The organism is Paracoccus ferrooxidans, assembly GCF_029909815.1.
In the GTDB taxonomy this organism is placed as follows: domain Bacteria; phylum Pseudomonadota; class Alphaproteobacteria; order Rhodobacterales; family Rhodobacteraceae; genus Paracoccus; species Paracoccus versutus.
Genome location: NZ_CP038198.1, coordinates 1,645,572 through 1,667,677, shown reverse-complemented (window position 1 = coordinate 1,667,677; position 22,106 = coordinate 1,645,572). Strand labels below are relative to the sequence as shown.

The 22,106-nt window shown below is 68.9% G+C and carries 25 protein-coding genes and 1 tRNA gene; 8 read left to right on the top strand and 18 right to left on the bottom strand.

What is annotated here, in order from left to right:
• Window position 1 precedes the first annotated feature (1 nt).
• On the top strand, window positions 2-898 hold the full coding sequence (truB, locus tag E3U26_RS08415) for a tRNA pseudouridine(55) synthase TruB (protein ID WP_243784164.1): 897 nt from the start codon (window positions 2-4) through the stop codon (window positions 896-898).
• A gap of 16 nt (window positions 899-914) precedes the next feature.
• On the opposite strand, the gene E3U26_RS08410 is transcribed toward truB, so the two are convergent.
• The 9 genes from E3U26_RS08410 to E3U26_RS08370 form a co-directional block, all read right to left on the bottom strand.
• On the bottom strand, window positions 915-1,607 hold the full coding sequence (locus E3U26_RS08410) for an aspartate/glutamate racemase family protein (RefSeq protein ID WP_243784163.1): 693 nt from the start codon (window positions 1,605-1,607) through the stop codon (window positions 915-917).
• A 124-nt stretch (window positions 1,608-1,731) separates the two neighbouring features.
• Window positions 1,732-2,670 carry an MBL fold metallo-hydrolase gene (locus E3U26_RS08405; RefSeq protein ID WP_243784162.1) on the bottom strand — a complete coding sequence of 313 codons (939 nt, stop codon included), beginning with the start codon at window positions 2,668-2,670 and terminating at the stop codon, window positions 1,732-1,734.
• Between the two features lie 71 nt (window positions 2,671-2,741).
• The gene (locus tag E3U26_RS08400; RefSeq protein ID WP_036753763.1) at window positions 2,742-3,389 is read right to left on the bottom strand and encodes an RluA family pseudouridine synthase; all 648 of its coding nucleotides are present in this window, start codon (window positions 3,387-3,389) and stop codon (window positions 2,742-2,744) included.
• Entirely contained in the window at window positions 3,386-4,012 is a 627-nt protein-coding gene (locus E3U26_RS08395) for a LysE family translocator (RefSeq protein ID WP_036753760.1), read from the bottom strand. The genes E3U26_RS08400 and E3U26_RS08395 overlap by 4 nt, the downstream gene beginning before the upstream one ends.
• A gap of 49 nt (window positions 4,013-4,061) precedes the next feature.
• Complete coding sequence (locus E3U26_RS08390) at window positions 4,062-4,457, bottom strand: GFA family protein (protein WP_036753757.1); 396 nt, start codon at window positions 4,455-4,457, stop codon at window positions 4,062-4,064.
• On the bottom strand, window positions 4,384-4,887 hold the full coding sequence (locus E3U26_RS08385; protein WP_243784161.1) for a free L-methionine (R)-S-oxide reductase MsrC: 504 nt from the start codon (window positions 4,885-4,887) through the stop codon (window positions 4,384-4,386). The genes E3U26_RS08390 and E3U26_RS08385 overlap by 74 nt, the downstream gene beginning before the upstream one ends.
• Before the next feature lie 382 nt (window positions 4,888-5,269).
• On the bottom strand, window positions 5,270-6,091 hold the full coding sequence (locus E3U26_RS08380) for an NAD-dependent epimerase/dehydratase family protein (protein ID WP_243784160.1): 822 nt from the start codon (window positions 6,089-6,091) through the stop codon (window positions 5,270-5,272).
• The gene (locus tag E3U26_RS08375) at window positions 6,088-6,942 is read right to left on the bottom strand and encodes a glycosyltransferase (protein WP_243784159.1); all 855 of its coding nucleotides are present in this window, start codon (window positions 6,940-6,942) and stop codon (window positions 6,088-6,090) included. The genes E3U26_RS08380 and E3U26_RS08375 overlap by 4 nt, the downstream gene beginning before the upstream one ends.
• Window positions 6,939-8,156, bottom strand: coding sequence for an NAD-dependent epimerase/dehydratase family protein (locus E3U26_RS08370; RefSeq protein ID WP_036753747.1), 1,218 nt, complete (start codon window positions 8,154-8,156; stop codon window positions 6,939-6,941). The genes E3U26_RS08375 and E3U26_RS08370 overlap by 4 nt, the downstream gene beginning before the upstream one ends.
• A 153-nt stretch (window positions 8,157-8,309) precedes the next feature.
• Here E3U26_RS08370 and E3U26_RS08365 point away from each other — a divergent pair, with 153 nt between their 5' ends.
• The 6 genes from E3U26_RS08365 (at window position 8,310) to E3U26_RS08340 (ending at window position 12,448) form a co-directional block, all read left to right on the top strand.
• The gene (locus E3U26_RS08365) at window positions 8,310-8,756 is read left to right on the top strand and encodes an RrF2 family transcriptional regulator (protein WP_024842801.1); all 447 of its coding nucleotides are present in this window, start codon (window positions 8,310-8,312) and stop codon (window positions 8,754-8,756) included.
• Window positions 8,757-8,911: 155 nt separating this feature from the next.
• A complete protein-coding gene (locus E3U26_RS08360; RefSeq protein WP_036753744.1) occupies window positions 8,912-9,760 on the top strand; it encodes a shikimate dehydrogenase in 849 nt (282 codons plus the stop codon).
• Complete coding sequence (coaE, locus tag E3U26_RS08355; RefSeq protein ID WP_116223226.1) at window positions 9,757-10,353, top strand: dephospho-CoA kinase; 597 nt, start codon at window positions 9,757-9,759, stop codon at window positions 10,351-10,353. The genes E3U26_RS08360 and coaE overlap by 4 nt, the downstream gene beginning before the upstream one ends.
• Window positions 10,346-11,065: a DNA polymerase III subunit epsilon gene (gene dnaQ / locus E3U26_RS08350; protein ID WP_036753738.1), complete on the top strand. Its 720-nt coding sequence runs from the start codon at window positions 10,346-10,348 to the stop codon at window positions 11,063-11,065. Before coaE ends, dnaQ begins: the two co-directional genes overlap by 8 nt.
• Before the next feature lie 76 nt (window positions 11,066-11,141).
• The gene (locus E3U26_RS08345) at window positions 11,142-12,020 is read left to right on the top strand and encodes a YihY/virulence factor BrkB family protein (protein ID WP_499104741.1); all 879 of its coding nucleotides are present in this window, start codon (window positions 11,142-11,144) and stop codon (window positions 12,018-12,020) included.
• Window positions 12,021-12,055: 35 nt separating this feature from the next.
• Window positions 12,056-12,448 carry a GFA family protein gene (locus E3U26_RS08340; RefSeq protein ID WP_243784156.1) on the top strand — a complete coding sequence of 131 codons (393 nt, stop codon included), beginning with the start codon at window positions 12,056-12,058 and terminating at the stop codon, window positions 12,446-12,448.
• A gap of 5 nt (window positions 12,449-12,453) precedes the next feature.
• On the opposite strand, the gene E3U26_RS08335 is transcribed toward E3U26_RS08340, so the two are convergent.
• The 4 genes from E3U26_RS08335 to E3U26_RS08320 form a co-directional block, all read right to left on the bottom strand.
• Complete coding sequence (locus tag E3U26_RS08335; protein ID WP_072462152.1) at window positions 12,454-13,086, bottom strand: LysE family translocator; 633 nt, start codon at window positions 13,084-13,086, stop codon at window positions 12,454-12,456.
• Window positions 13,087-13,460: 374 nt separating this feature from the next.
• Window positions 13,461-15,242, bottom strand: a complete 1,782-nt coding sequence (locus E3U26_RS08330) for a histidine kinase dimerization/phosphoacceptor domain -containing protein (protein WP_243784155.1) — start codon at window positions 15,240-15,242, stop codon at window positions 13,461-13,463.
• A 9-nt stretch (window positions 15,243-15,251) separates the two neighbouring features.
• Entirely contained in the window at window positions 15,252-15,845 is a 594-nt protein-coding gene (locus tag E3U26_RS08325) for an RNA polymerase sigma factor (RefSeq protein ID WP_036753724.1), read from the bottom strand.
• A 5-nt stretch (window positions 15,846-15,850) separates the two neighbouring features.
• A complete protein-coding gene (locus tag E3U26_RS08320) occupies window positions 15,851-15,997 on the bottom strand; it encodes a NepR family anti-sigma factor (RefSeq protein WP_019352327.1) in 147 nt (48 codons plus the stop codon).
• A 93-nt stretch (window positions 15,998-16,090) separates the two neighbouring features.
• Here E3U26_RS08320 and E3U26_RS08315 point away from each other — a divergent pair, with 93 nt between their 5' ends.
• The gene (locus E3U26_RS08315; protein ID WP_114536055.1) at window positions 16,091-16,894 is read left to right on the top strand and encodes a response regulator; all 804 of its coding nucleotides are present in this window, start codon (window positions 16,091-16,093) and stop codon (window positions 16,892-16,894) included.
• A gap of 121 nt (window positions 16,895-17,015) precedes the next feature.
• Here E3U26_RS08315 and E3U26_RS08310 read toward each other — a convergent pair whose 3' ends face one another.
• The 5 genes from E3U26_RS08310 to fdhE form a co-directional block, all read right to left on the bottom strand.
• On the bottom strand, window positions 17,016-17,981 hold the full coding sequence (locus E3U26_RS08310) for an NAD(P)H-dependent flavin oxidoreductase (RefSeq protein ID WP_116223228.1): 966 nt from the start codon (window positions 17,979-17,981) through the stop codon (window positions 17,016-17,018).
• A gap of 84 nt (window positions 17,982-18,065) precedes the next feature.
• Window positions 18,066-19,121, bottom strand: a complete 1,056-nt coding sequence (locus E3U26_RS08305; RefSeq protein ID WP_036753716.1) for an aldo/keto reductase — start codon at window positions 19,119-19,121, stop codon at window positions 18,066-18,068.
• 20 nt (window positions 19,122-19,141) lie between these two features.
• Window positions 19,142-19,237 (bottom strand) — tRNA-Sec (locus tag E3U26_RS08300).
• On the bottom strand, window positions 19,238-21,169 hold the full coding sequence (gene selB / locus E3U26_RS08295; RefSeq protein WP_243784154.1) for a selenocysteine-specific translation elongation factor: 1,932 nt from the start codon (window positions 21,167-21,169) through the stop codon (window positions 19,238-19,240).
• A gap of 19 nt (window positions 21,170-21,188) precedes the next feature.
• A complete protein-coding gene (gene fdhE, locus E3U26_RS08290) occupies window positions 21,189-22,097 on the bottom strand; it encodes a formate dehydrogenase accessory protein FdhE (protein ID WP_243784153.1) in 909 nt (302 codons plus the stop codon).
• Window positions 22,098-22,106 lie beyond the last annotated feature (9 nt).

The window sequence follows — 22,106 nt, the reverse complement described above, 5'->3', positions numbered from 1 at the left end:
AATGGCGCGAAAAAAGGGACGCGAGATCCACGGTTGGCTGATCGTGGACAAGCCGGCGGGCATCGGCTCGACCGATGTGGTCAGCAAGGTCCGCTGGGCGCTGGACGCGAAGAAGGCCGGCCATGCCGGGACGCTGGACCCGGATGCGACCGGCGTGCTGGCCGTGGCGCTGGGAGAGGCGACCAAGACCGTGCCGATCCTGGCCGAGGCGCTGAAAGCCTATGACTTCACCATGGCCTGGGGCGCCGAAACCACGAGTGACGACGCCTCGGGCCAGGTGGTCAAAACCAGCGACGCGCGCCCGGACGAGGCGGCGATCCGCGCCGCGCTGCCGGAGTTCACCGGCGAGATCATGCAGGTTCCCCCCGCCGTCTCGGCCGTGCGCGTCGATGGCGCGCGGGCCTATGACCTGGCGCGCGAGGGCGAGGTGGTGGAGCTGGCCGCCCGGCCGCTTTGGGTGGAATCGCTGGAGCTGCTGGGCGCGACCCGCGACAGCGCCGCGCTGCGCATGGTCTGCGGCAAGGGCGGCTATGTGCGCAGCATCGCCCGCGACCTGGGCCGCAAGCTGGGCTGCCTGGGCCATGTCGCGCAGCTGCGCCGCATCTGGTCGGGGCCGTTCGAGGCCGATGACGGCATCGCCTTCGACCGCATCGACCGCGCCAATCAGGCCGAGATCGAGGCGGCGCTGCTGCCCCTGCAAGCCGCGCTGGCCGACCTGCCCGAGATGCAGGCGACCGAGATCGGCGCCACCCGCATTCTGAACGGCAATCCCGGCCAGGTGCTGGGCCATGCCGAATTCGGCGAGGAGGTCTGGGTCAGCCGCAATGGCCGCGCGCTCTGCATCGGCCGCTACATGGGCGGAGAGGTGCAGCCCTCGCGCGTGTTCAACCTGGGCTAGGCGCCCAAGGCGGTCCCTATCCGGCCAGGGCCGCCGTCAGCGCGGCATCGCAATGCACCAACGTGGTGTCGAACACCGGGACGGACACGTTGCCCTGGTCCAGCAGCATGCCCACCTCCGTGCAGCCCAGAATCAGGCAATCAGCGCCCCGCTCGGCCAGGCGGCGGGCGATGGCGACAAAGCGTGACCTGCTGTCCTCGGTCACGATGTCCCGGCACAGTTCCTCATAGATGATCTGATGGGTCTCGGCCCGGTCGGCGGCCACGGGAACCAGGGGACAAAGCCCCGCCGCGGCCAACCTGTCGGTGTAGAATGCCTGCTCCATGGTGAAGGCGGTTGCCATCAGGCCGGGGTTTTTCAGCCCCTTTTGCCGGATGGCCGCGGCGGTCGCGTCCGCGATATGCAGCAGCGGAACAGAGACGCCCGCCATCATCTGATCCGCCAGCTTGTGCATCGTATTCGTGGCCAGGATCAGAAGATCGGCACCGCCGCGTTCCAAGGCCCGTGCCTCGGCGTTCAGAAGTCGGCCGGCCTCGTCCCAGTTCCCCGCGCTTTGCAGCGCCTCGATATTCGCGAAATCCAGCGACCGGATAAGCAGTTCCGGCGAATGCAGGCCCCCAAGGCGCCTGCGGGTCAGCGCGCACAGTTCCCGGTAATAGATCTGGGTCGAGGCGGCGGACATGCCGCCGAGAATGCCGATGGTCTTCATGGATAAGGGCCTCTTCCACTTGGATCGCCCGATCAGATACCTGGCGGCGGAACGTGCCGCAACGGTTTCGGGTCCGGCGATCCGCAGTTCGGCGTGCCGCGTCAGGCGAATGGGTCCAAGCGCCCTATCCCGCAAACTGATAGGTCGCGGGCACGAAGCGATACGACCCTTCGCCGTTCGGGGCGATGAAGCCGAGCGCCGGGAAGGGCATGTGATAGCCGATGAAGGGGATCCTCTCTTCGGCCAGCCGGGCCAGCACCGCCTGGCGCGTGGCCGCGCCCTGGTCCTTGTCCACGTCGAAGCGCACATGCCAGGCCGGGCGCTGCACCGAATAGACATAGTGGTTGAAGCTGTCGCCGGTGATCAGCAGCCGCTGCCCGTCGCTTTCCAGCAGATAGGTGGTATGGCCGGGGGTGTGGCCATGCGCCTGCTCGGCCTTGATGCCGGGCAGGATTTCCTCGGTCCCCTCGATCTGCTGCGCCTTGTCGAGCAGCGGCACCACCTTGGCGGTATAGGCCTCGCTGGGATTGGCCGCCCAATAGTCGTTCTCGGGGCGGGGCAGGATCAGCTGGGCGTTGGGAAAGGCCGGGCTGTCGCCATCCATCAGCCCGCTGACATGGTCGCCATGCATATGGGTCAGCACGACATGGGTCACGTCCTCGGGCTTGACGCCGGCCTGCGCCAGCGAGGCGGCGTTGTTGGCGGGAACCATGCCCGCGTCGAACAGCACCAGCGCATCGGGGGTGCGCACCAGCGTCATGGTATAGGAGCCGCCGCTGCGGTCGGCGGGAATGAAATTCTCGGCACTGAGGCTTTCGAACTCGGCCGGCTCGGCATTCAGGCCGAAGGTCTCGATCGGGTTGTCGCTCATGCCGCCGCCGCCCAGCAGCGTCGTCACCTCGAAGCCGCCCAGCTGGATGGTGTGGGCCCGGCCCGGAAAGGCCGGCGCCTCGCCCGCAGGCGGGGCGGGGGCGGTCTGGGCATGGGCCGGCAGCACCAGCGCCATGGGCAGGGCGCCGCCCAGCATCATGGCACCGCGGCGGGTCATATCGGTCCTGAACATCTCTCCCTCCTCGTTGGTTCTTTTGCAAGCTTACGCGAGGGCGGCGGGTTCGGGCATGAAACCTGCGTGAACTAGAACGGGGCGGGCGCGGTAAAGCCTTGCATCACCCCGGTTTCGGGATGCTTGAAGCGCAGGCTTTCGGCATGCAGCATCAGCCGCGGGAAATCCGCCGCCGCGCCGGTCGCATAAAGCGGATCGCCCAGGATCGGATGGCCCAGCGCGGCCATATGGACGCGCAGCTGGTGGCTGCGGCCGGTGACGGGCATCAGCCGCACCCGCGTCTCGGCATCGCTGGCCTTGACCACCCGCCATTCGGTCTGCGCCGGCCGGCCCTGTTCGTGATCGACCTTTTGCCGCGGGCGATTCGGCCAGTCGACGATCAGCGGCAGGTCCACCGTCCCGGTCTTCGGCTCGAGCCGGCCCCAGAGCCGCGCGACATAGGTCTTTTTCGTGCGCCGGTCCTCGAATTGCTTGGACAGGTGGCGCTGCGCATGCGGCGTCAGGGCAAAGACCATGACGCCCGAGGTGTCCATGTCCAGCCGATGCACCAGCAACACGGTCGGGAAGGCGGCGCGCAGCCGCTCGATCAGGCAATCGGCGCGATCCTCGCCCCGGCCGGGGACCGAAAGCAGGCCCGCCGGCTTCTCGACCACCAGGATCTCGTGATCGGCATGGATCACGCGCGGCTGTTCGTCGGTGGGCTGGTAGAGGAAGCTCATTTCCAGACCAGCCGCAGGGCAAGGCCCGCGAACATCACCGCGGCGATGCGGTTCACGATGCCCAGCCGCTTGCCGATCACATGGCCGGCCAAGCCCCCGACCACGCCGTAACCTATCGTCACCAGCGTGCCCGACAGGGTGAACATCAGCCCCAGCCCCAGGATCTGCTGCCAGACCGGGCCGTATTCCGGCTTGGTGAATTGCGGCAGGAAGGCCAGCAGGAACAGCACCGGCTTGGGGTTGAGCAGGTTCGACAGCGCGCCGCGGCGGATGATGTTCCAGGGCCGGCTGGCGGCACGGGCGCGGGGATCGACCTCGCCCGCGTTCCAGCTTTTCCAGGCCAGGAACAGCAGATAGGCGGCGCCGACATATTTGATCGCGACCAGCGCGCCGGGATGGGCGGCGACCAGCGCGCCAAGGCCCACGGTCGCCATCACCACATGGCAGATCACGCCCAGCCCGACGCCGAAACCGGCCAGCGCGCCCGCACGCGGCCCGTTCTGGATGCCGCAGGCGCTGGCGAAGAACACGTCCTGCCCCGGCGCCAGGTTCAGCACCAATGCCCCGGCCATGAAGGCCAGCAGCTGTTGCAGCGGAAAATTCGCCAAGGTGTCCCAGATCATCGCGCGCCCCCTTTTCCTGCCGCCTAGGACGGGCGGCGCGCGGCGTCAACTATTCGCGCGGGTCTTGCGGCAGCCCGTCGGCGATGTCGTAATAGTCGCCCTTGTCGGCGACGAAGATATGGCCCAGCAGCCGCAGCCCGGTCGGGCTGTCGATGGCGCCCGCCGCCACGTCGATGATGTCCGAGCCGTCGCGCTGCCAGAACAGCGAGCTGCCGCAGTCCGGGCAAAAGCCGCGCCGGGCGAAGTCCGAGGCGCGATACCATCTGGGCTCGCCCTCGATCTCCAGCGAGCTGGGCAGGATCGCCGCCCAGTAATGCCCCGACCAGCGCCGGCACTGGCTGCAATGGCAGGCCTTCAGGTCGTTCGTGGCGTCATGGGTGCCGCGGAACCGGATCGCGCCGCAAAGGCAATGGCCGGTGAACGCGGTCACGTCCGAATGTGTCATCCAGGATCTCCTGCAAGCGGTCGGCATCGTCCTGCGTGAAAGCGTCCGGGCGGTCGCTGTCGATGTCAAGCACGCCGATCAGCCGCTCGCCCTTGCCCACCACCGGGATCACCAGTTCCGAACGGGTCGAGCTGGCGCAGGCGATATGGCCGGGAAACGCCTCGACATCGGGCACCAGCTGGACCTGCCGCGTCCGCGCCGCGGCACCGCAGACCCCGCGCGAGAACGGGATCACCAGGCAGCCGTGGCCGCCCTGGTAGGGGCCGATCTTCAGCATCTCGGGCGCGGTGACGCGATAGAAGCCGGTCCAGTCGAAGCGCGCGTCCGAGTGGTGGATTTCGCAGGCCAGCGTCGCCATCAGCGCGACCTCGTCGGTCTCGCCATGGGTCAGGGCGCGGATGCGGGCGGCAAGGTCGTCGTAATCGGGCATGGCGCCAGACTAGCCCGGCGCGGCGGTCCTGTCACGGGGCTGCCTTCTCAGCCGGGCACGCGCCTATAGCTGCGGGGCCGCACCAGCGGCACCCCGGCGGGGTATCGCCGGCCAACCCCCGCCAGCAGGTCAGAAAGATGCCACAGCCGATCACCAGCGCCAGAACCGCCCAAGGACAGCGGGACGAAGCCGACGGCTCGCAGGGGCATGTCGCCAGGCATGACCAGGACCGAGCGGGCAAGGAAGCAACCGGCCATCATCGCAAAGGACAGGCAGAACGGGATGGAAAGGATCGCATGGGGCAGACCAACCAGAACAGGCCGCGGATTGGTGCAAAGGCACATCTTGCCGCAACCGGCGGGAATCGGTCTGGGAAATTCTGCTATGGTTGCAGGTCGTCCAGGATCGCCGGCAGATCCCGGCGCAGCAGCGCCATGCCGCCCGGCTGCCAGCCCAGCGCCTGCAACCGCGCGCAAAGCGGACGGCGCAGCGCGGCGGCATCGGCGCGCGCGGGCAGGGGCGTGGCGCAGCCGGTCAGGCGGGCGACCTCGGCCAGCAGGTCGCGGCGGTCCAGCACCAGGTCGCTGGCATTGTAGCTGCCAGCCATGGCGGGATCCTCCAGCACCAGCAGCACGGCGCGGGCCAGGTCGGCGCCATGCAGCTCGGTCGCGACGCGGGGGGGCGGGGTGGTGCCGCGCAGGAAATCCCCGATCAGCCCGGCCCATTTCTGCGGCACGCCCGGCCCATAGACCCCGGTCGGGCGCAGGCTGGCGGTCGCGAAATCCGCGCAGGCCATGGCGGCCAGCGCGGCCTCGGCCTCGGCCTTGACCTGGCCGTAAAGGCTGGTCGGGGCCGGGGAAAGCGCGTCGGGCAGCGCCATGCCCTGGGGGTGGCCGTCATGCACGGCGCGCGAGGACAGGAAAACCGCCCGCCCGACGCCCTGGTTCCGCGCCGCCCGGAACAGCATCAGCGAGCCGTCCAGGTTGGCGCGGACGAAGCCCTGCGGATCTTCGCCCTCACCGCCGCGATAGCGGCCGGGGGCATGCTGGAAGGCGGCATGGACCAGCGCGTCGCAGCCGCCCAGCTCAATCGGGTCGCCCAGGCGCCAGCCGGGCAGGGTGGCGACCTCATGTCCCGCCTGCTCCGCGGCGCGGTGTATCCAGCGTCCGACAAGGCCCGAGGCGCCGGTCAGCGCGATCCTCATGCCGCACCGGATGCGCAGCCGGGCGGGGGCGGCAGGTCGCGCGGATCGGGCACCGGCCCGTCGCCGGCATGGGCGCGCCACAGATCGACCAGCGGGCGCAGGGCCTCGGCCTTGGCGTGATCCTGCCAGGGCTTTTCATATTGGTAATGCAGCACGCGGATATCCTGCCAGCGCCACAGCTGCGGCAGGTTCAGCCAGACATATTGCAGCATGTTGTCAAAGACCGGCAGCCCGTGCCAGTCCGGGAAATAGCTTTCCAGAAAGGTCTGGTCGGTGCGGCGCCAGAACCGGCCAGGCTGGTCCAGCCGGGCCAGCATGGCGCGGAAGGTCCGTGCCGAGGGCCGGGCGGTGAAGACGCCCGAGTTCAGGCGGTGGAAATCGGCCAGGCTTTCATAGACATTCGGCGCGGCGGAAAATTCCGGGTAGTCGAACAGCCGGTCGATATTCTGCAGCACGATGGCATCGGCGTCGATGAACACCACGCGGTCGTAATCCAGCTGCCACAGCCGCAGCTTGGCGAAATTGTCCAAGGGCGTGTGGAAGGGCGGCTTTTCGCCCTTGGTGAAGGGCGCGGCGCCGTGCAGCCGGTCGCGGGCGTGCAGCGCGTTGAACCCCTCGGAGGTGGGCAGCAGGTCCACCCGCACCGGGCGCACGTCCAGCGCCCGCAGCGCCTCGACCGCATCCTGCGGCAGGTCGGTGTAAAGCAGGACCAGGTCGGCGCTGGTCCCGGTCCGGCGCAGCGAGCGGAACAGCGCCGCCGCCCCGGTCGCATAGTCGGGATTGGTCGCCAGCGTGACAAAGGCGCGGCCCGACCGCGCCTTGCCCTGGGGGTGAATGCCTTCGGGGGTCACGATACCGAACGCAGCCTCTTGCCTTCGGGATCATGCTCGACCCGCTGGGCGATGTCGCGGGTCCAGGCCGAGACGGCGGGCACGCGCGAGCGGTCGATGCGATGGGCATATCTGCGCGCCACGTCGACCACCTCGGAAAGCAGCCCCTCGGCCAGGGTGATGGGCTTGAGGCCCAGCGCCAGGAACTGGTCGTTCTTGACCACCAGCTCGTTCTCGTCGGCCTCCTTGCGGGGGTTGGGCAGATAGGCGACCTCGGCCCCGGTCATGCGGGCGACCAGCTCGGCCAGGTCGCGGACGCGATGCGTCTCGGTCATCTGGTTGAAGATGCGCACCCGCTCGCCGGCTGGCGGGGCGTCCCGCAGCGCCAGCTCGATGCAGCGCACCGAATCCTGGATGTGGATGAAGGCGCGGGTCTGGCCGCCGGTGCCATGCACGGTCAGCGGATGGCCGATGGCGGCCTGGATCAGGAAGCGGTTCAGCACCGTGCCATAGTCGCCGTCATAGTCGAAGCGGTTGATCAGCTGCTCGTGCCGGCGGGTCTGGTCGGTATGGGTGCCCCAGACGATGCCCTGGTGCAGGTCGGTGATGCGCAGCCCGTCGTTCTGGGCATAGAACTGGAACAGGATCTGATCGAGGCTCTTGGTCATGTGATAGACCGAGCCGGGCCGGGTCGGATACAGGATCTGCTGCGCGCGCGGGCCGGCGGGCGTCTCGATGGAGACGTCCAGATAGCCTTCCGGGATCGGGGCGCCGATGGTGGAATAGCCATAGACCCCCATGGTGCCCAGATGCACCAGATGCGCGTCGATGCCGGTTTCCACCAGCGCCGCCAGCAGGTTGTGCGTGGCGTTGATGTTGTTGTTGACCGTATAGACCTTGTGGCGGTCGGTCTTCATCGAATAGGGCGCGGCGCGCTGTTCGGCGAAATGGATCACCGCGTCGGGGCGATGCTCGGCCAGCCAGGCTTTCAGCCGCTCGTATTCCGTGGCCAGGTTCAGCAGGTGGAAATGGATCCGCCGTCCCGTCTCCTGGTGCCAGATCCGGCAGCGTTCCTGGATCGAATCCATCGGCGTCAGCGACTGCACGCCCAGCTCGGTGTCGATCCAGCGCCGCGACAGGTTGTCCAGGATGTGAATGTCATGGCCCAGATTGGACAGGTGCAGGGCGGTCGGCCAGCCGACGAACCCGTCGCCGCCAAGAACTGCGATGCGCATGAGCTACTCCTTGATGTTGCCCCGCAGAAATGCGCGGTCAATGTGACAAAACGATGACGCTTTGGCGATGGTTCCTGAACAGAAGGCGGGGCGCCCTGCAATTTCTTGCCGAAATCATTGCATGACGGGACGGCGAACACTAAGGATTCCCCTATGATCTCGCAGAAAACGAAATATGCCATCAAGGCGCTGATGGCCCTGGCAGATGAGGTCGCCGCCGGCGGCAATGCCCTGACGATCGAAGAGATCGCGCAGCGTTCCGGCGCGCCCAAGCGTTTTCTGGAACATATCATGCTGGAGCTGCGCAATGCCGGCTATGTCGGCTCGCGCCGCGGCCGGGCCGGCGGCTATGTGCTGATCAAGCGCCCGAACGAGATTTCCATCGGCGAGTTGCTGCGCCAGGTGGACGGACCCATCGCGCCGCTGCCCTGCCTGTCGCGCCGGTCCTATCAGCGCTGCGAGGATTGCACGGACGAGGCGACCTGCCGGCTGCGCCGCATGTTCGGCCAGGTGTTCTGGTCCTATCTGCTGCTGATCGAATCGCTGACGCTGGAGGATCTGGTGGCCGAGGGCGGCCTGCCCGAGATGAGCGTGGTCTGAACGCGACGCCCGGCCGGGGTTGCATTCTTGCCATGGCCCAGGCCGCGAAGGGCGATACGGCTTGACCCCAGGGCAGCCCGATAGCAGTTGTGACATGACATTCGATCCATCCCGATGCCGGGGCGACGCCCCCGAGAAAGCACCGCAGGTCTGCCATGGTTGACAGTTTGCCCGCCCCCAAGCATGCGCCCCTTGCCGGGGTCATCGGCTGGCCCATCGCGCATTCCCGCTCGCCCCGGCTGCACGGGCACTGGCTGCAGCGCTATGGCATCGCCGGCCATTACGTGCCGCTGCCGGTGATGCCCGAGCATCTGGCCGAGGTGCTGCGCGCCATGCCGCACATGGGCTTCGTCGGCGCCAACGTCACCATCCCGCACAAGGAAAGCGTGCTGGCGCTGGCCGATGTCGTCACCGACCGCGCCGCGCTGATCGGGGCGGCGAACACGCTGATCTTCCGCGCCGACGGCAAGATCCATGCCGACAATACCGACGGCTACGGCTTCATCGCCAATATCCGCCAGCACGCGCCGGACTGGATCCCCGGCCTGGGCCCCGCGGCGGTGATCGGCGCGGGCGGCGCGGCGCGGGCCGTGGTCGCCTCGCTGCTGGAAAGCGGGGTGCCCGAGCTGCGCATCGCCAACCGCACCCGCATCCGGGCCGAGCAGATCCGGTCCGAGTTCGGCGCCAAGGTCGTGGTCTATGACTGGGCGCAGGCCGGCAACATGCTGGAAGGCGCGATGACCGTGGTCAACGCCACCTCGATGGGCATGGAGGGCAAGCCGCCGCTGCGGGTGCCCTTGGACGCGCTGTCGCCGGGCACGCTGGTCACCGACCTGGTCTATACGCCGCTGACGACGCCGTTCCTGGCCGAGGCGCAGGCGCGCGGCTGCGAGGTCGTCGACGGGCTGGGCATGCTGCTGCACCAGGCCACGCCTGGCTTCGAGCGCTGGTTCGGCCAGCGCCCCGAGGTCGACGACGAATTGCGCCGGATCGTGCTGGCATGAGCTACCGGCTGGGCCTGACCGGCGGCATCGGCATGGGGAAATCCACCGCCGCGCAGATGTTTCGCGACCTGGGCCATCCGGTCTGGGACGCGGATGCGGCGGTGCATCGGCTTTACGCGCCCGGCGGCGCGGCCGTCGCGCCGGTGGCCGCCGCCTTCCCCGGCGTGCTGCGGGACGGCGGCATCGACCGCGCCGCGCTGCGCGAGGCGCTGGCCGCCGACCCCTCGGGCTTTGCCCGGCTGGAGGCCATCGTGCATCCGCTGGTGGCCGAGGACCGCGCCGGCTTCATCGCCGCGCACAAGGACGCGCCCATCGTGGTGCTGGACATTCCCCTGCTGTTCGAGGGCGGGTCCGAGCGCCAGATGGACGGGGTGGCGGTGGTCTCGGCCCCGCCCGAGGTGCAGCGGGCGCGGGTGCTGGCCCGGCCCGGCATGACCGAGGCGGATTTCCAGATGATCCTGTCGCGGCAGATGCCGGATGCGGAAAAGCGCAAGCGGGCGGATTTCCTGATCCCCTCGGACACGCTGGACGGCGCGCGGGCGGCGATCATGGACATCTGCGCCCGGATCATGGCAGAACGGCCCCATGCGTGAGATCGTCCTTGACACCGAAACCACGGGCTTCGACCCCGATACCGGCGACCGCATCGTCGAGATCGGCGCGATCGAGCTGATGAACCACCTGCCCACCGGGCGCACCTTCCACGTCTATATCAACCCCGAGCGCCCGATGCCGCAGGAGGCGTTCGAGGTGCATGGCCTCGGCGACGACTTCCTGCGCGACAAGCCGAAATTCGCCGAGATCGCGGCGGATTTCGCCGCCTTCATCGGCCAGGACACCCGGCTGGTGATCCACAACGCCAGCTTCGACATGAAATTCCTGAACGCCGAGCTGCGGCTTTGCGGCTTTCCGGTCATGCCCTTCAGCCGCGCGGTCGATACGCTGGAACTGGCGCGCAGCCAGTTCCCCGGCGCGCAGAACTCGCTCGATGCGCTGTGCCGGCGCTTCCGCATCGACAACTCGAACCGCACGCTGCACGGCGCGCTGCTGGACAGCGAGCTTTTGGCCGAGGTCTACCTGGCGCTGCGCGGCGGCCGCCAGCCGGGGCTGGTGCTGGAGACGGGGCCGCTGCACGGCGCCTCGGGTCCGGGCACGGGGGCGCAGGGCGCCGCCGCCCCCAGGGGGCAAAGGCCGCGCCCGCTTGCCCCCCGCATCACCGAGGCCGAGGCCCAGGCCCATGCCGCCTTCGTCGCGAAACTGGGCGAAAAGGCGGTCTGGCTGCGCTATCGGGACGTGAACCACTAGAGGGGCCGGAACCTTTCCCGCGGGGAAGCGGGTTTCCCCGCAGGGCCGGCGACCGAAACGGAAAAGGACGGGAACCTTGATCAGGGATTGGTGGCAGTTCGTCCTGGCGATCTTCGAGCGGATGGACAAGATCCACATGAGCCTGATTGCCGCCGGCGTGGCCTTCTATGCCATGTTCGCGGTCTTTCCGGGAATGGCGGCGCTGTTTGCGCTATGGGGGCTGTGGAACGACCCCGAGGTGATCGAGCAATACGTCCATACGACGGACGGCTTCATCCCGCAAAGCGCCGCGGACATCATCTATGGCCAGATCAGCGCGCTGGTGGCGGCGGGGCGCACGCAGCTGGGCTGGACCACGGCGATTTCCTTCATCATCGCCACCGTCTCGGCGCGGGCGGGGGTGGACGGGCTGATCCGCGGGCTGAACGCGGCCTATGGCGTGCGCTCGCATTCCACGGTCATGGGATTCCTGCTGGCCTATGTGCTGACGCTGGTCATCGTGCTGGTGATCGCGCTGGGGCTGCTTACCATCGTCGTGGTGCCCATCGCCTTCAACTTCCTGCCCGACGTGCCCCTGCGCAACTGGCTGATCGGCGCCCTGCCCTGGATGGCGATCTTCTTCATCGTGCTGGTGGTGATCGGCATCCTGTATCGCTATGGGCCGAACGTGAAGACGCCGCGCACGGCGATCTTCACCTGGGGCTCGGTCTTTGCGGCGCTGGCCTGGGCGGCGGCCTCCTATGGCTTTTCGGCCTACCTGGCCAGCTTCAACAGCTACAACCGCATCTATGGCTCGATCGGCGCGGTGATCGCGCTGCTGATGTGGTTCTACCTGGGCGGCTTCACCGTCATGCTGGGGGCGCTGATCAACGTGGAACTGTCCCGCCGCCGCCGCTTCATCGCCGCCAAGAAGCTGCGGCAGGCGACGCAAAAGGACGCGGGCAAGGCATCGTGAACCGCCCGCCCGCCCGATCCTGAAGGAGGCGCGGCATGGACCGTTTCACCGGCGGCTGCCTGTGCGGCCAGGTCAGAATCACCGCATCCGGGCGCCCCTGGCGGGTCGGCCTGTGCCATTGCCTGGACTGCCGCAAGCATCACGGGGCGCTTTTCCACGCCTCGGCGGTGTTTCCGCAGGACGCGGTGACGATCGAGGGCGAAACCCGCGACTACGCCGGGCGGTTCTTCTGCCCCCGCTGCGGCTCGTCCGTCTTTGCCCGCAGCGGGGATGAGGTCGAGGTGAACCTGGGATCGCTGGATGCCCCGGACCAGCTGGTCCCGACCTATGAGCTGTGGACCATCCGCCGCGAATCCTGGTTGCCGCCGTTTCCGCTTGCCCGGCGATACGAGCGGGATCGGGACGGCCCTGGCCGCCGCGAGGACTAGAGGAGTCAGCGCCGGGTCTCGGCCATCATCCGCAGCGCAAGCCCGGCCAGGACCGTCCCCATCAGCCAGCGCTGCACGACCAGCCAGAACGGCCGGCCCGCCAGGAAGACCGCGATGCTGCCCGCCGCAAGCGCGATGAGCGCGTTCACGCTGACGCTGACGGCGATCTGCGTGGCCCCCAGGGCCAGCGACTGCGCCAGCACGCTGCCCTGGCCGGGCGTCACGAATTGCGGCAGCAAGGACAGGTACATGACCGCGATCTTTGGGTTCAGCAGGTTGGTCACGAACCCCATGGCGAAAAGCCTGCGGGCGCTGTCCCTGGGCAGGTCGCGGACCTGAAAGGCCGAGCGCCCGCCCGGCCTGACCGCCTGCCAGGCCAGGTAAAGCAGATAGGCAGCCCCGGCGAGCCGCAGGGCGTCATAGGCATAGGGCACGGCCATGACCAGGGCCGTGATCCCGAAAGCCGCGCAGAGCATGTAGAAGACGAAGCCCAGCGCGACGCCCCCCAGCGAGATCAGCCCCGCCAGCGGCCCCTGGCAGATCGAGCGCGAGACGAGATAGATCATGTTGGGACCGGGCGTCAGAACCATGCCCAGCGAGATGGCGGCAAAGGCCAGCAGGTTCACAGGATCGGGCATGGCGTTTCCTTCGCGGATGGCAAGGCGCCGCAATCGGCCGACTGCGCCGCAGCCATGACGCTAGCAGCCGGCAGGCCGCGCAGCAATGCCGAGCGTCGGCCGGCAGGCTTTGCCGCCCGCTCGATTCCAACGGATCGCCCTGCGCCGGGGAAAGCCGCCCCTCCAGCTTTCGCCGGTCGGACCGAGGCCACCGGGAAGCGAACCGCCCCTTCTAACAGGCTGCTGAAAAGGGATCTTGAGAGGGCGACGCAGCGGAAATCGTTCCGGATCCAGCTGATATCGGCCCGAAAATGGGGTGTTTTCGGCAAATTTGAAGCGGATTTCCCGGTTCCCCGCCCGCGCTGTCCTGTCGCAAGGACTTTTTCAGCAGCCTGCTAATGCCGCGAGCCCGGCCGCGCGGCCGAGGTCAACACCACCTGCGGCATCTCGGCCCCTTCGCGCTTGTGCAGGTTCTCGACCTGGAAGCGCAGGCGCAGAAGGAAGCGGCCCTCGCCCATCTCCTGCTCGGCCTCGCCTTCCAGCTGGGTGGCGAAGGCCTCGATCAGCTGGCTGCCAAGGCCGGTGCCCTCGGCCAGGCTGCTGGCGCCGATCGAGTTCTCGACCTCCAGCACCGCATGGCCCGGCCCGTCCGCGCGCAGCGAGACGCGCACCCAGGGCTCGGCATTGGGGTCGGAAACGCCGGAATATTTCAGCGCATTGGTGAAAGCCTCGGTCGCCAGCAGGCTCAGCGGCACCGCCTGGTCGGGCATCAGCACCAGGGGCTCCAGCCGGGTGTTGATGCGCAGCCCGGCGCCGGGGCCGACCGAGGCATTGGTCATCTGGTTGATGATGTCGCGGATCAGCCGGTCGGCCTGGACCGAATCCAGATGCTCGGCCTGGTAGAGGTTGCGATAGATCGTCGCCAGCGACGCCACCCGGTCCTGCACCGAACGCAGCACGCGCCGGGCATCGTCATGCTCGATCACCCGGATCTGCATGTTGATGATCGAGGCGATCAATTGCAGGTTGTTCTTGACCCGGTGATGCACCTCTTTCAGCAGCACGGTCTTTTCGTTGACCGCGGCCTCCATCGCCTCTTCGTCGCGGATCAGGATGCGCGCCATGTTGTGGAAGGTCTGGCTCATGTCCTCGATCTCGGCGGGCGCGTCGGCCAGCACCGGCGGCGGGGCCGAGCGGTCGCCGATGGCAAAGCGGCGCATCTGGCTGCGCAGCTCGCGGATATGGCGCAGCACCAGGCGATAGACCGCGAAATAGGCCACGGCCAGCGAGGCGGCCCACAGGATCAGCGGCAGGATCAGCGCCGTGCGCCGGGTGATGTCGATGCCGGTGATGCCGGATTCGGCGCGGTTCCACGACCCCAGCGCATAGACCAGCCCCGGCACCACCGGCACCACGCTGAACACCCGCCGCTCGCCCGAGTTGGAAATGTCGCGGAAGGTCGTCTCGCTGCGCGACAGAAGCGAGGGCAGCGACTTGCCGCGCGGCAGCACCTCGGTGATGTCGCCCGCGCCCTCGCGGTCCGACGAGATCACCTCGCCCTGGTTGTTGAAGGTCAGGATGCGCGCCCCCTCGGTCCCCAGCCCCGAGACATGGGTCGAGCGCAGCAGGTCGTGCGACATCGAGACGGCGATGAAGCCCAGCAGCTCGACCCCGCGGTAAAGCGGCTGGATCACCACCACCACCGCCTTGCCCGTGACCGGCCCGTCGGCGCTGGTCGTGACCAGCGTGCCGGGGCTTTCGCTGAACTGGCGAAAGGCGGATTCGCCGGAAAGGTCGTGCACGCCGCGCACCGAGGAACATTCCGTCACCCCGTCGAGCCGGGTGAAGCCGGCATAGACGAAATTCACCGTGCGCTGGACCAGGCCGCGCATGATGTCGGAACAGGCCTGCGGCCGGTCCATCGTCTCCAGCACCGCCGGGCCCAAGGCGTCGGCGGTGCCGAGCGCGCTTTGCAACAGCGCCCTTTCCCCGGCGGCGGCGGTGGCAGTGCGGCCCAGAAGCGCGATTTCCGAGGATCGCTGGTATTCGCGCGACAGGTGCAGCGTCTGGATGACCGAGATCAGCCCGATGGGCAGGATCGCCACCGACAAGAGCCCGCCCAGCCGAAAGCCGAGGCCCTTGGTGAATTCCAGCTTGTCCAACAGCCGCCGCAGCACGACGCCATCTCAGCGCAGGATCGGCGTGTTCTGCGCCATCACCGCCAGCGTGGCCCGGTCGGTCATCTCCAGCTCCTCGCCCTCTTCCAGGTGCAGAAGCTCGGCCAGCTTGCGCCGGCCGCGATTGGCGCGCGACTTGACGGTGCCGACGGCCACGCCGGTCATCGCCGCCGCTTCCTCGTAGGAAAAGCCCGAGGCGCCCACCAGGATCAGCGCCTCGCGCTGTTCGTCGGGCAATTGCTCGAAGGCGGCGCGGAAATCGTTCAGCGCAAGGCGGCCGTCATGTTCGGGGCGGGTGGCCTGGCGCGCGGCATGGATTCCGTCGGAATCGCTGACCTCGCGCTTGGTCTTGCGGCGGGCGGAATAGAAGGTGTTGCGCAGGATGGTGAACAGCCAGGCGCGCAGGTTGGTGCCGGGCTGGAACTTGTCGATATGCGTCCAGGCCTTGACGATGGTGTCCTGCACCAGGTCGTCGGCCGAGGCCCCCTCGCGGGTCAGCGACAGCGCGAATGCGCGCAGCGCGGGCAGGTGATCGACCAGTTCGTCCCGAGGATCGCCATGGTCCTGGGAACGGGTCGTCCGCGCCGGTTTTCGATCGGTCATCCGGTTCACTCCTGCTCGCGCAATTTGTCGAGCAGTTGCAGGAACCTGTCGGGTATCTGCTGCGTCGCGTCCTGCTCATAGACGCGGCGCAGATTCTCGTCGATCTGCTTTTCTATGGCTGCTCGCCTGCGTTCCTCACGCCTGGTATTCATTTTTTAGTTATTCCCGGTAATCTTGTGCGCACCTTGCCTAACCGTTACCTATCCGATCAGGTTCCGACACACGACGCTTTTTTCGAGGTAGACATGACCGCAGCGGATCTTGCCCAGTCCATCAGCCGGGAACTGCCCTATCTGCGTCGCTATGCGCGCGCGCTGACCGGCAGCCAGACCGCCGGCGACAATTACGCCGCCGCCACGCTGGAGGCGATCCTGACCGATCGCAGCCTGATGGATGGCGAGGACACCCGCATCGGGCTGTTCCGCACCTTCCACGCCATCTGGCAAAGCTCGGGCCAGCCGGTCGAGCTGGAGGCGCAGACCCCGCGCGAGGCCCGCGCCCAGGCGCATCTGCGCGGCCTGACCCCCAATTCGCGCGAGGCGCTGCTTTTGCGCACCATCGAGGAACTGCGCTACGACCAGATCGCGCAGATCATGCAATGCCCGCAGCCCGAGGCCGAGGAGCTGGTGCAGATCGCCCTGAACGAGATGGGCCAGTCGCTGGCCGGAAAAATCATGGTGATCGAGGACGAGACCATCATCGCCATGGACCTGAAGGGCATCGTGCAGGCCATGGGCCACGATGTCACCGGCATCGCCCGCACCCATGCCGCCGCCGTCGACCTGGCGCATCAAAGCCGCCCGGACCTGATCCTGGCCGATATCCAGCTGGCCGACGGCTCGTCCGGGATCGAGGCGGTGAACGAGCTGCTTGCCAGCATGGGCGACATCCCGGTGATCTTCATCACCGCCTTCCCCGAGCGGCTGCTGACCGGCGACCGGCCCGAGCCGGCCTTCCTGATTTCCAAGCCCTATTCCGAGGAACAGGTGCGCTCGGCCGTCAGCCAGGCGATGTTCTTCGCCTCGACCGAGGGGCTGGCGGTGTCCTAACGCACCGCCGCCGCGCCGGCTGGCGCGGTGGGGAGGAGTGCTTGGCAGACGGTGAAAGGCGCGGGCCTTGGCGCCCCGCCGCGCCGTTGCAGGAGTATTTGGGGAACGAAGAAGCCGGGGGTCAGGCGCAGAGGGCGGCGCGGGCTTCGGCATGTTCGCGGGCCAGGCGGTCGATCAGCCGGGCGGCGGGCAGGATTTCGCGCACCGCGCCGATGCCCTGGCCCGAGCCCCAGACCTGGCTCCAGGCCTTGGGCCGCGACGAGGCCTCGGCGAAGTTCATGTCCGACACGTCGCCGCGCTCCAAGCTGGCCGGATCGAGCCCGGCGGCGCGGATCGAGGGCGCGAGGTAATTCCCCGACACCCCGGTGAAGAGCGAGGAGGTGACGACGTCCTCGGCCCCGCAATCCACGATCATGCGCTTGTATTCGGGCTGGGCGTTGGCTTCCTCGGTGGCGATGAAGGGGCTGCCGACATAGGCCAGGTCCGCGCCCATGGCCTGCGCCGCCAGCACCGCGCGGCCGGTGGCGATGGCGCCCGACAGAAGCAGCGGGCCGTCGAACCATTCGCGGATCTCCTGCACCAGGGCAAAGGGCGATTGCGGCCCGGCATGACCGCCGGCGCCCGCCGCGACCGCGATGAGGCCATCGGCGCCCTTTTCGATCGCCTTCTTGGCAAAGCGGTTGTTGATGACGTCATGCAGGGCGATGCCGCCGCAGTCATGGGCCGCCGCGTTCACCTCGGGGCGGGCGCCGAGGCTGGTGATCCAGATCGGCACCCGGTGGCGGTGGCAGATCTCGATGTCGCGTTCCAGCCGCGCGTTCGAGCGGTGCACGATCTGGTTCACCGCGAAGGGGGCGGCCGGCTTGTCGGGATTGGCCTGGTTATGGCGGTCCAGTTCCTCGGCGATGCGGGTCAGCCAGGCGTCGAGCAGCACCGGCTCGCCGTCCTTTTCGCGGGCGTTGAGCGCCGGGAAGCTGCCGACGATCCCGGCCTTGCATTGTGCGATCACCAGTTCGGGCCCCGAGACGATGAACATGGGCGAGGCGACGACGGGGATGCGCAGGTGCGACAGGATCGGGGGCAGCATGAAATCCTCGTGGGGCAGGTGACGCGGGCAGATTGCCCGCGCCGCGCCATGCTGCCAACCCTGCCGTGGCGTCGCGGGGGCGCTTCAGTAGGGCAGCGGGTGGCTGCGGTGCAGCTTGTCGATGCGCTTGAGCGCCTCTGCCGGCAGCCGCAGGTCCAGCCCGGCCAGAAGATGGTCGAGCTGCGAAAGATCGGTCGCGCCGATGATCGGGATCGCGTGGAACGGGCGCTGGCGGGTGAAGGCGATGGCCATGTGGACCGGGTCCAGCCCCAGTTCGGCCGCCAGCCCGTGCCAGGCGGCGACGGCGGCATCGGCGCGGGCAGTGCGCCGCCCGCCCAGGTCGCCCGGTCCCCCGCTGGCGCGATCGGTGGCCGCGCGGCTGCCAGCGGGCTCGGCCCCGCCTTGGTATTTCCCGGTCAGCAGCCCCGCCGCCAGCGGCGAATAGGCCAGCAGCGTCACCCCTTCGTTCACCGCCAGCTCTGCCAGGTCGGTGTCGAAGGCGCGATAGAGCAGCGAATATTCGTTCTGGATGCTGGCCATGCGCGGCGCGCCCATGCGCTCGGCCGTGTCGATCCAGCGCGCCGTGCCCCAGGCCGATTCGTTCGACAGGCCGATGGCACGGACCTTGCCGGCGCGCACCGCCTCGTCCAGGGCGCCCAGCACGTCCTGCATATGCGCCAGCGTCGCGGCGCGGTCCTGTTTCGAGGGGTCGTAGCGCCAGTTCTGGCGAAAGGCATAGCTGCCGCGCACCGGCCAGTGCAGCTGGTAAAGGTCGATGTAATCGGTCCTGAGCCGCCGGAGCGAGGCGTCGATGGTGCGGCGCAGGATGGCGCCGTCGAAGCCCTCGGCCCGCACCTTGTCGCCGGGGCCGGCGGCCTTGGTGGCGATCTGCACCCGGTCGCGGCCGCCGCGCGCGGACAGCCAGTCGCCGACGATTTCCTCGGTCCGGCCCACGGTCTCGCGCCGCACCGGGTTCACCGGGTAAAGCTCGGCCGTGTCGAGGAAGGTGATGCCGGCGGCCAGCGCCCGGTCCATCTGGGCATGGGCCTGGGCCGCGCCCGTCTGGTTGCCGAAGGTCATCGTGCCCAGGCAGACCGCGCTGACCCGAACCTTGCTGCTGCCAAGCACCGTGCTGTCCATTGCCGTCCTTTCGTCGCATCTGGCGGAAGAGAGTGGGAGTCGAACCCACCCGAGACAGGCTCACTGCCCCAACCGGATTTGAAGTCCGGCCGCCCCACCGGGGACGCTTCTCTTCCCTATTCCCGCTCGTCCGACCCGTCCGGCGTGAACAGGTCGACCCGGTGCGGGTTGATGCGACGAAGATCGCCCCGACGCAAGGTCAGACCGAGACGGTCGAAGAAGTCAAGGATCTGGATCGCCACCTTGCGCCCGTTCCGCACCCGGTCGCGAAAGGCCGGGGCCGAGAACCAGCCGTCGGCGCTGGCGGCGGCGAGGTCGCGGATGATGCCGACCATCTCGACCGTGGTGGCGCGGGCAAAGAAATGGTCCTGCGCGATCTGGTCGATGCGGCCCTGGCGCGCGGCCATGCGCAGGATGCGGCGGACCTCGGGTTCCTCGGCACCGAACGCATGGGCAAAGTCGCGCACGCGGGGCGGGCGAAAGCGGTCCTCGCCGGCAAGCTGCGGCAGGATGCGCTCCAGCAGCGCCTCGTCCTCGGGCGCAAGGCGGGGCAGGTGGCCGGGCAGGCGGATGAAGGCGCCGTCCAGCGCGATGCGGCCCGCCGCCGCCTCGGCGCGCAGGAAGGCGGCGAAATCGGGCTTGGGCAGGCGCGGGTCCAGCATGAGCCGCAGCTTTTCCCGCCCGAGCCCCTGGAGATCGGCATTCTCGGCGTGAAAGGCGGCCAGTTCCGCCTGCATCTGCCGGCGCAGCGCCGCCAGCCGGTCGGGGCCAAGCGCCTGCCGCGTGCCGGGGACGATGGCGATGCCCGAGGCGACGATGGCGCGGTCAAGCTGGGCCGGGGCCAGCGCGCGGTCGCGGGCAAAGCCGTCCAGGTCGATCAGCGCCGCGCCTGCCAGCGCGGCCAGCGCATCGGCCGGGTCGGGCAGGGCCATGGCGCGCAGCACCGCCAGGCGCTCGGGCCGGGCGCGGTGGCGGGCGGGGGCGCGCAGGTCGATCAGCCGCCCGCCGCCGATGGTGCGCCGGGCCGAGACGTCGCGCAGGATGAAGCGCTCGCCCAGGGTCGCGGCCAGGGGACGGTCGAGGACGAGCTGCGCCAGCCCCTCCTCGCCCGGTGCCAGCGGCCCTTCCAGCGGCACGATGCGGGCGCCGGTTTCCGCCGCGCCCAGATGCAGGCGGGCGGGAAACCAGGTGGCCAGCGGCTTGGGCTCGGTCCCCAGCACGCGCAGGCTGACGTCGATGCGCTGGGTCGGCGCGTGCAGCGCGGGGTCCATCGCCACGTCGCCGCGATGGATCGCATCGCGCGTCACGCCCTCGCCGGCCAGGTTCAGGGCGCAGCGCTGGCCAGCGAGCCCGGCCTCGGCCTTGCGGTTCTGGGCGTGGACGGCACGCACGCGGGCCGGCAGTCCCGTGGGGCTGAGGACGATCTGGTCGCCCGGCGCGACCCGGCCCGACAGCACCGTGCCGGTGACGACGGTGCCCGTCCCGGCCAGGGTAAAGCTGCGGTCGATGGCCATGCGAAACCGTGCCTCGGCAGCGCGGGCGGCGGTCTGCGCCTCGGCCCGCACCAGCGCGGCGCGCAGGGCGTCGATGCCCGCCCCGGTCAGGGACGAGACCGGAAAGACCGGCGCCCCGGCCAGCCCGGTCGGGGCTAGCAGTTCCGCGATCTGGGCACTCAGGGCGGCAATGCGGGCAGGGGGCGCAAGATCGGACTTGGTCAGCGCGACCATGCCGCGGCTGATGCCCAGCAGGTCGAGGATCGCCAGATGCTCGCGCGTCTGCGGCATGATGCCGTCATCGGCGGCGACGACCAGCAGGGCCAGGTCGATACCGCCGGCCCCGGCCAGCATGGTGTGGACGAATTTCTCGTGCCCCGGCACGTCGACGAAGCCGGTGACGGCGCCGCCGCCCAGGTCGGCATAGGCGAAGCCCAGCTCGATGGTGATGCCGCGGGCCTTTTCCTCGGCCAGCCGGTCGGTCTCGATGCCGGTCAGCGCCCGGACCAGCGCGCTTTTGCCATGGTCGATATGCCCTGCCGTGCCGACGATCATCGCCCGCGCCGCACCGCCGTCAATAACCGGCCAGGAAGGGGTTGAAGCCGCCCCGCTTCCATTCGGTGTCCCGCATCATCAGGTCGAGGCCAAGGCTGGCCACGTCGTCGGCGATGGGCTCCAGCGAGGGGTTGCGGTTCTGATACAGGATCTTGACCCAATGGTCGCATTCGCGGCAGACCTCGGCCTTGACCGTGGCCTCGCCGGTTTCGACCGAGCGATAGCTGATGCCCTTGGTCGAGCCGCAGCAGAGGCATTTTACCCGCACCTCGTTCCACAGGGTCTGGCAGGTGGCGCAGGAACAATAGCGCGCGCCCTCGGCGCCGATGCTTTCGGTCACCAGGCTGGTCGCGGGGCGGCCGCCGCAGGCCGGGCAGATGCCGGTGCGGATCGGCACCAGCTTCTCGGCGTCCAGCGCCGCCGCCTGCATCGCGGCATGGACCTGCAGGGCGGCGGCGGCGAACAGATGCGGGGCCACGCTGTCCTCGGGGATGGTGTCGGCCAGCACGTTGTCGATGACCCAGTCGCGATCCGCGGGCTCGGCCGCCTGCAAGGCCGCCAGCGCCAGCCGCGCAGGCTCGGGCATGTCCAGCGCCGCCAGCCGCCCAAGCAGCAAGGGCAGCGCCTGCGCCAGCCCTTCGCGCATGGCGTTGCGGTCCAGCGGCGGCATGCGGCTGGCGCGGGCCAGTTCGATCCGCTCGGGCAGCAGCGGCAGGGGCGGCGGCAATTCGCGCGCCAGATCGGCCTGCGCCCGGCAAAGCCCGGCCAGGAAACGCAGGTAAGGCGCAAGGTTCGGGCTGTGGCCGGCCAGGAAATCGAACCGCTCGGCGCGAGTCGAGAACAGCGCCGCGGGATCGGGCAGGCGCGCCAGGGGAACCTTGGCGACGCCGCCGATCATCGCGGGATCGGGTTTCAGGGCGGTGGACATGGCTTCCTT